Origin of the sequence: Kitasatospora sp. NPDC048545 (assembly GCF_040651155.1) — a bacterium.
GTDB lineage: Bacteria > Actinomycetota > Actinomycetes > Streptomycetales > Streptomycetaceae > Kitasatospora.
The window spans coordinates 1-8,843 of record NZ_JBEZIQ010000115.1 but is presented as its reverse complement, the minus strand read 5'-3'; the positions used below and the strand labels follow the sequence as shown (position 1 = coordinate 8,843).

Here is an 8,843-nt window from a genome sequence, read left to right as displayed (position 1 = left end):
CGGAACCGAACCACCCGCACGCGCCGCATAAGCCCGCGCCAGATCACCCACCAACACCGGCAACGACCACCCGTCACCCGCGATGTGGTGCAACACGAGCACGAGCGCGTGCCGCTCCGGGGTGAGCGTGAACAGGCTGACGCGCAGCGGGAGTTCGGTGGTGATGTCGAAGGGGCGGGCCAGTTCGGCGGCGACGGCGCCGGGCAGCGACTCCTCGTCGGCCGATCCGACGGTCAGCGGGGCCGGTACGGAGCCGGGTGCGAGCACGATCTGCTGCGGTCCGTCGCCGTCGTCGGCGAGGACCGTGCGCAGCACCTCGTGCCGCTCGATCAGGTCGGCCACGGCGGTGGCCAGGGCCGCGCCGTCGACCGGGCCGTCGAGGCGCAGAACGACCGGGATGTGGTACGTCGCGCCGGTGGACTCGAAGCGGTCCAGGAACCACAGGCGTTGCTGGCCGAAGGAGAGCGGCAGCCGCTCGGGCCGCTCGACGGCGGTCACCCGGGGCCGGGCGGGACCGGCGGCGGCGTCCAGGGCGGCGGCGAGACCGGCGACGGTGGGGGCGTCGAAGATCTGCTGGACCGACAGCTGGACGTCCAGGCCGGAGCGGATCCGGCCGGCCAGCCGGGTGACCAGCAGGGAGTGGCCGCCGAGGTCGAAGAAGCTCTCGTCGACGCCGACCGAGGCGAGTCCGAGGACCTCCGCGAACAGCGCGCAGAGGATCTCCTCGCGCGGGGTGCGCGGCCCGCGGCCGCCGCTGTGGGTGTCCTGGGCGGGTTCGGGCAGGGCCCGGCGGTCGAGCTTGCCGTTGGCGGTCAGCGGCAGCGCGTCGAGGGTGACGAAGGCGGCCGGGACCATGTACTCGGGCAGCGCACCGGCGGCGTGGTCACGCAGCCGGGCGGGGGTGGTCCCCTGCTCGGCGGGCACCAGGTAGGCCACCAGGCGGCGGTCCCCGGGCCGGTCCTCGCGCACGACGACCGCGCACTGGGCCACCGCCGAGTGCCGGGCCAACACGGCCTCGATCTCGCCGAGTTCGATCCGGAAGCCGCGGACCTTCACCTGTTCGTCGGCGCGCCCGAGGTACTCGAGCTCGCCGTCGGCGTTCCAGCGGGCGAGGTCGCCGGTGCGGTAGAGCCGGGTGCCGGCCGGTCCGTACGGGTCCGCGACGAACCGCTCCGCGGTGAGCCCGGGCCGTCCGAGGTAGCCGCGGGCCAGGCCCGCGCCCGCCACGTACAGCTCGCCGACGACGCCGGCCGGGGTGGGGCGCAGCGCGTCGTCCAGGACCCGGACCCGCAGGTCGGGGATGCCGCGGCCGATCAGACTGGCGGGCCGGTCGGCGGCGGTGGCGGCGTCCAGGGCGCGGTGGGTGACGTGCACGGTGGTCTCGGTGATGCCGTACATGTTGACCAGGACGGGCGCGTCCTCGGGGTGCCGGGCGTACCACTGGCCGAGCCGGGCCACCTCCAGCGCCTCGCCGCCGAACACCACGTAGCGCAGGGCGAGTTCGCTCCCGAGCTCGGGGTTCTCGGCGTCCGCCTGCATCAGCTGGTAGAAGGCGGAGGGGGTCTGGTTGAGGACGGTGACCCGCTCGCGGACGAGCAGCTCCAGGAAGCGCTCGGGGGCGCGGGAGACGTCGTGCGGGACGACCACGAGTCGGCCGCCGTGCAGCAGCGGGCCCCACAACTCCCAGACGGAGAAGTCGAATCCGTAGGAGTGGAAGAGCGTCCAGGTGTCCTGCGGGCCGAAGCCGAACCAGTGCCGGGTGGCCGAGAAGAGCCGGACCACGTTGCGGTGCGGGACGACGACGCCCTTGGGGCGGCCGGTCGAGCCGGAGGTGTAGATGACGTACGCGGGGTGGTCGGGCAGCAGCGGCACGGCCGGGGCGGCGGAGGTCCGCCCGTCCGGGTCCGCGTCGCCGTCGGTGACCTCGGCGGGCAGGGCGTCGACGACGAACGCCGGGCGGGCGTCCGCGAGCATGTAGTCGACCCGGTCCTGCGGGTAGTCGGGGTCGATCGGGACGTACGCCGCACCGGACTTGAGGACCCCGAGCACGGCGACGACGAGGTCGGCGCCGCGCGGGAGGGCGAGGGCCACGAAGGCTTCGGGGCCCGCGCCGCGGGCGGCGAGCCAGTGGGCGAGCCGGTTGGCCCGGGTGTCCAGTTCGGCGTAGGTCAGGGTGGTGCCGCCGTCGACGACGGCGACGGCCTGCGGGCTGAGCCGCGCCTGGCGCTCGAACAGCTCGACCAGGGTGGCCGGCTCGGCTTCGGGCGCGACGGCGGGCCGGTCGGCGGTGCCGAGCGCGAGCAGCCGATCGTGCTCCTCGGCTCCGACCAGGTCGAGCAGGGCGACGGGGGCGTCCGCGGCCCGCGGGACGGCGGCGAGCACTGCGGCGAGGCGGTCCGCCAGGGCGTCCGCGCGGGTGTCGTCCAGGGCGTCGCGCCGGTGGTCCAGGTGGAAGCGCAGGGTCCGGCCGGGGCCGACCACCAGGGTGAGCGGGTAGTGCGCGGCGTCGTGGGTGCGCACCCCGGCGACCCGCAGGGTGCCGCCGAGCCCGTCGCGGCCGGCGCCGCTGGACGGGTAGTTCTGGAACGCGTAGAGGCTGTCGAACAGTTCGGTGCTGGCGGGGGTGCCGGCCAGGCCCTGGATCTCGGCGAGCCCGAGCTGCTGGTGGGGCAGCAGCTCGGTCTGCTCGCGCTGGACGCGGGCGAGCAGCTCGCCGAGGGTCTCGGCGGGGTGGACGCGCACCCGCAGCGGCACGGTGTTGATCATCATGCCGATCATCGACTCGACGCCGTCCACCTCGGCGGGCCGGCCGGAGACGGTGTTGCCGCAGACCACGTCCGCGCGGCCGGTCAGCGAACCGAGCAGCAGCGCCCAGACGCCCTGCACCACCGAGTTGAGCGTCAGACCGTGGGCGCGGGCCCAGGCGGTGAGCGCGGCGGTGTCGGTCTCGGTCAGCTCGCGCTGGATCCGTCGGGGCAGCGCGGCCGAGCGCGTGGCGCCGGGGGCGACCAGGGTCGGCTCGTCGACGTCCGCGAGCGCCTCCCGCCAGGCCCGTACGGCGGCGTCGCGGTCCTGCGCCGCCAGCCAGCGCGCGTAGTCGCGGTACGGGCGCACCGGCGGCAGTCCGCTCGGGTCGCCGCCGGCCGCGTAGACGGCGAGCAGTTCGCGCACCAGCAAGGGCAGTGACCAGCCGTCCACCAGGGTGTGGTGGAAGGTCATGACCAGGCGGTGGCGGCCCTCGCCGAGGCCGAGCAGGGTGAGCCGCCACAGCGGCGGGGTCGCCGGGTCGAAGCGGCGCAGCCGGTCCTCGGCGGTCAGCCGTTCGGCTTCGGCCTCGCGGGCCGCCGGGTCCAGGGCGGTGAGGTCGGTCTGCTGCCAGGCGAGCGGGACCTCGGAGAGCACCAGCTGCGCCCATTCGCCGGAGCGGCGCTGGCGGAAGCAGGCGCGCAGGGTGGCGTGCCGGCGCAGCAGGGCCTCGAACGCGGTCCGCAAGGTGCCCGGGTCCAGCGGGTCCTCCAGGTCGAACACCACCTGGCCGGTGTAGACGTCGGTGCCGTCGCCCGCGTAGGCGTGGTGGAACAGCAGCCCCTCCTGGAGCGGGGCGAGCGGCAGGATGTCCTCGATGGTCCTCGACGGTCGGCTCACAGCGTCCCCCACTCCTCGTGCAGTTCCCGTTCGAATTCGTCGATCTCGCTCTGGCCGATCGAGGACAGAGCGACGTCGGACGGGCTCAGGCCGCCCGCGTCGGGCCGCTCCGCATGGGCGGCCAGGGTTTCCAGGGCGCGGACCCAGATGTCGGCGAGCCGCCGCACCTCGTCCGCGGTGAGCAGTCCGTCCGCGAAGGTCCAGGAGGCGACCAGTTCGGCACCGTCCGGGCCGTCCTTGGTGGCCGCGTTGAGTTCCAGGACGTGGGTCAGCGGCATCGCCGGGTCGTGCTCGGGGCCGGTGGCGAGGCCGGCCTCGATGCCCCAGTCCGTGCCGGGGCCGCCTACGGTGTAACGGCCCAGGTAGTTGAAGCCGATCTGCGGCCGGGCCGCCTGTCCGAGCACCGGCGCGGTGGCCGGGTTGAGGTGGCGGAGCATCCCGTAGCCCATGCCCCGGTCCGGCAGTGCCCGCAGCTGTTCCTTGACGCCCTTGAGCAGCCGGCCGACGGCCGGGCCGCCGGCCCACAGCTCGCGGCGGTCCGGGGAGCCGAGGTCGAGCCGGACGGGGTAGGTGTTGGTGAACCACCCGACCGTCCGCGACAGGTCGGCGCCGCCGACGGCCTCCTCCTCCCGGCCGTGTCCCTCCAGGTCCACCAGCACGCCGGTGCCCAGGCCCGGGCGCCACTCGGTGGCGGCGAGGGCGAAGGCCGCCAGCAGGACGTCGTCGACGCCGGCCTGGTAGGCCGCGGGAACGGTGGAGAGCACCGCCCGGGTGACGGTCTCCGGCACGGTCACCACGACCCGGCCGGCCGTTGCGTGGGTGTCGGCCGCCGGGTCCAGCGCCCGGCCGCCGAGCGGCGGCTCGCCGGCCGCCAGGACGCCTGCCCAGAGCGGGAGTTCAGCCTCCCGCCCGGGCGTGCTGGCGGCCTCCGCGAGCAGCCGGGACCAGCCCCGCAGCGAGGTGCCGACCGGTTGCAGCCGCGGGGTGCCGCCGCCTGCGACGGCGCGCCAGGCCTCGGCGAGGTCCGGCAGCAGGATCCGCCAGGAGACGCCGTCGACCACCAGGTGGTGCGCGATCAGCAGCAGCCGGCCGGGCCGGTGCGGCCCGGCGTCGAACCAGACCGCGCGGACCATCCGCCCGGCTGCCGGGTCCAGTTCGGTGCGGGCCCGGGTGCCCTCGGCGACCAACAGCGCGGCGTACCGCTCGTCCTCCTCGGCGAAGGCGCGGACGTCGACCCGGTGCAGGCAGGTCTCGGCCCGCACCGCCCCGGCCGGCGGGACGTCCAGCTCCCACTCGGCCCCGGAGGTGTCCAGTCGGGCGCGCAGCGCGTCGTGCTGGTCGAGGACCGCCTGGAGCGCCGCGTACAGCTGCTCCGGGCGGGCGCCCGCAGGGACGGCGACCACGTGCGACTGGCTGAAGTGACCGATCGGGCCGCCTCGTTCGGCGAAGGCCCGCATCACCGGGGTGAGCGCGAGCCGGCCGGTGCCGGGCACCCGCTCGGCCGGTGCGGTCGCCGCCGGGTCGGTCGCGACCCGGGCCAGAGCGGCCGGGGTGCGGTGGGTGAAGACGTCCCGCACGGTGAACTGCAGACCCTCCCGGCGGGCCCGGCCGACCAGCTGGATCGACATGATGCTGTCGCCGCCGAGCGCGAAGAAGTCGTCGTCGGCGCCGACCCGCTCCAGGCCGACCACGCTCGCGACCAGCGCGCACAGCAGTTCCTCGCGCGCGGTGCGCGGGGTGCGCCCGGTGGACTCCGCACCGTAGTCCGGGGCGGGCAGCGCGCCGAGGTCCAGCTTGCCGTTGCGGGTCAGCGGCAGCGCGTCCACGGTGACGAACGCCGCCGGGACGAGGTGGTCCGGCAGGGTGCGGGCGAGTTCGGCGCGCAGCCCGGCCGGGGTCGGCGGCTCGGCCGCGGCGGGGACCAGGTAGGCCACCAGCCGGCGGTCGCCTGGCCGGTCCTCGCGGACCACCGCCCGGGCCTGGGCCACCGAGGGCAGCCGGGACAGCGCCGCCTCGACCTCGCCGGGCTCGATCCGGAAGCCGCGCAGCTTCACCTGGTCGTCCGTGCGGCCGAGGAACTCCAGCACGCCGTCCGCCCGCCGCCGGGCGAGGTCGCCGGTGCGGTACATCCGCTCGCCGGGCTCCCCGTACGGGCAGGCGACGAAGCGCTCGGCGGTGAGGTCCGGCCGGCCCAGGTAGCCGCGGGCGAGGCCCGGTCCGGCGAGGTACAGCTCGCCGGGCGACCCGGACGGAACCGGCCGCAGGTCGGCCCCGAGCAGGTAGGCCCGGACGTTGGCCAGCGGGCGGCCGATCGGCGGCACGCCCACCGGCGTCAGCGGGCCGCTGACCACCGAGTTCACGGTGTACTCGGTCGGGCCGTAGGCGTTGATCATGGTGCGGCCCGCGGACCGGCGCCGCACCGTCTCCGCCGTGCTCGCCTCGCCGCCGACCACCAGGGTGGTCAGGCAGGCCGGCAGCGCCGACTCCTCGGGCAGCGCGGCCACCACGGCGGCCGGCAGCTTGGCGTAGCTGATCCGCCGCTCGGCCAGGAAATCCGTCAGCGGGGCGCCCGGGGTGCGCGCCTCGGCCGGGGCCAGCACCAGGGTGGCGCCGGTGAGCAGCGCGGTCCACAGCTCCAGCGCGGAGACGTCGAAGCTGAACGAGGCGAAGTGCAGCACCCGGCTGCCCAGGCCGACGCCGTGGTCGGCGGCGAGGGTGGCCAGGCTCGCGATGCCCGCGTGGGTGGTGACGACGCCCTTCGGGGTGCCGGTGGAGCCGGAGGTGTGGATGACGTACGCCGGGTGGTCGGGCCGCAGCGGGGTCACCCGCTCGCCGTCCACCGGGTCGCTGTCGGGGCACTCGGCGGCCGGACCGCCGTCGGCGGCGGGGCAGCCGCCCCCCGTGCCGCCGTCGGAGGCCGGCAACGCGTCCAGGACCAGGAGCGGGGCCGCGTCGGCCACCAGCGCCGCCACCCGCTCGGCCGGCAGCTCCGGGTCCAGCGGCAGGTACGCCGCACCCGCTTTCTGCACCCCGAGCAGGGCGACCACCAGCTCCGCGGACCGCGGCAGCCGCAGCCCGACCAGGGACTCGGGCCCCGCGCCGCGGGCGATCAGCCAGTGCGCCAGCCGGTTCGCCCGGGAGTTGAGCTCGCGGTAGGTCAGGACGAGGTCGCCGTCCTCCAGCGCGGGCGCGTCCGGAGTCCGGGCCACCTGCCGTTCGAACAGGACCGGCAGCGGCTCCGGTTCGACCGCTCGCGCCGTGTCGTTCCAGGTCACCAGCTCCCGGTGCAGCTCCTCGGCGTCCATCAGCTCGATCGCCGAGAGCCGGTCCCCCGGCCGGGCCGCCACCTGCTCCAGCACCCGCAGCAGCCGCTCGGTCAGGACGCGCACGGTGGCGTGGTCGAAGAGGTCCGCCCGGTAGGCCGCGGTGGCGCGCATCCCCGCCGCGGTGCCGTCGGCACCACGCTGCTCCAGGAAGGTGAAGGACAGGTCGAACTTCACCGCCCCGGCGCCCACCCGGTGGTGGGCCGCCGCGAGCCCGGGCAGCCCGCTGACCGCCTCCAGGGCCGCCTGCTGATCGGCGCTGTCGAAACCGAGCGAGACCTGGAACAGCGGGTGCCGGGAGAGCGAGCGCTCCGGGGCGAGCGCTTCCACCAGGCGTTCGAAGGGGACGTCCTGGTGGGCGTAGGCCGCCAGGTCGGTCTCCCGGACGCGGGCGAGCAGTTCGGTGAAGGTGGGGTCGCCGGAGGTGTCGGTGCGCAGGACGAGGGTGTTGACGAAGAAGCCGACCAGCTCGTCCAGGGCGTCGTCGGTACGGCCGGCGATCGGCGTGCCGACCGGCACGTCCTCACTCCCGCCGAGCCGGCCCAGCAGCACCGCGAGCGCCGCCTGCACCACCATGAACAGGCTCGCCCGGTTGTCCCGGGCCACCGCGGACAGGGCCCGGTGGAGGGCGGCCGGGATCTCGTAGGCCACCTCCCCGCCGTGGTAGGAGGCGACCGCGGGACGGGGACGGTCGGCGGGGAGCGCGAGTTCTTCCGGCAGGCCGGCCAGGGTCTCGGTCCAGTGGGCGAGTTGGCGCGCCAGAGGGCTGTCCGGGTCGTCCTCGGAGCCCAGCACCTCACGCTGCCAGAGCGTGTAGTCCGCGTACTGCACCGGCAGTGCGGCCCACCCGGGCGCCTCGCCGACGACCCGCGCGGCGTACGCGAGGGTCAGGTCCCGGGCCAGACGCGGCATCGACCAGCCGTCCCCGGCGATGTGGTGGATCACCAGCAGCAGCACGCACTCGTCCGTCCCGGTCACGAACAGGTCCGCACGCAACGGGAGTTCGGAGGAGAGGTCGAAACGGTGCCGGGCCGCGTCGGACAGCTGCCGGTCCACCAGGTCCGGGCCGGAGTCGACCACGGTCAGCACCGGGCGGGCCTGCGCCGGGTCCAGCACCACCTGATACGGGCCCTGCTCGTCCTCGGCGAAGACCGTCCGCAGCACCTCGTGCCGCGCGGCCACGTCGGCCAGCGCCGCGCGCAGCGCCGGCACGTCCAGCCGACCGCTGAGCCGCAGGCCCGCCGGGATGTTGTACGTCGCGTTGGGGCCCTGCAGCCGGTCCAGGAACCAGAGCCGCTGCTGGGCGAAGGACAACGGCATCCGCTCCGGACGCGGCTCCACCGGACGCACCCCCGGCCGGGCCGCACCGCCCGCCCGGTCCAGCGCGGAGTCCAGGGCGGCGATGCTCGGGCTCTCGAACAGCGCCCTGATGGGCAGTTCGACGTCCAGCACGGACCTGATCCGGGCCGCGAGACGGGTGGCGAGCAGGGAGTGGCCGCCGAGGACGAAGAAGTCGTCGTCGATGCCGACCCGCTCGACGCCCAGGACCTCGGCGAACAGGCCGCAGAGGATCTCCTCACGCGGGGTGCGCGGGGCCCGGCTCTCACCGACGCCCGCCTCGTAGCGGGGCGCGGGGAGAGCCCGCCGGTCGAGCTTGCCGCTGGGGCTCAGGGGCAGGGCGTCCAGGAAGACGAAAGCGGACGGGACCATGTACTCCGGCAGGGTCGCCGCCAGGTGGGGCCGGAGGGCCGAGGCCGAGGGGGCAGTGCCGTGCTCGGCGACCACATAGGCCACCAGACGGGGGTCGCCCGGACGGTCCTCACGCACGACGACCGCGCACTGCGCCACCGCCTCGTGCCGGCCCAACACCGCCTC

At 75.7% G+C, this 8,843-nt stretch carries 2 protein-coding genes; both read right to left on the bottom strand.

Features of this window, described 5'->3' with window-relative positions:
- Positions 1-3,645, bottom strand: a 3,645-nt coding sequence (locus AB0D10_RS45345) for an amino acid adenylation domain-containing protein (RefSeq protein ID WP_360268689.1), incomplete at its 3' end; no start/stop codon positions are given.
- Positions 3,642-8,837, bottom strand: coding sequence for an amino acid adenylation domain-containing protein (locus tag AB0D10_RS45340; protein WP_360268691.1), 5,196 nt, complete (start codon positions 8,835-8,837; stop codon positions 3,642-3,644). The genes AB0D10_RS45345 and AB0D10_RS45340, both read right to left, overlap by 4 nt.
- Positions 8,838-8,843: the final 6 nt, after the last annotated feature.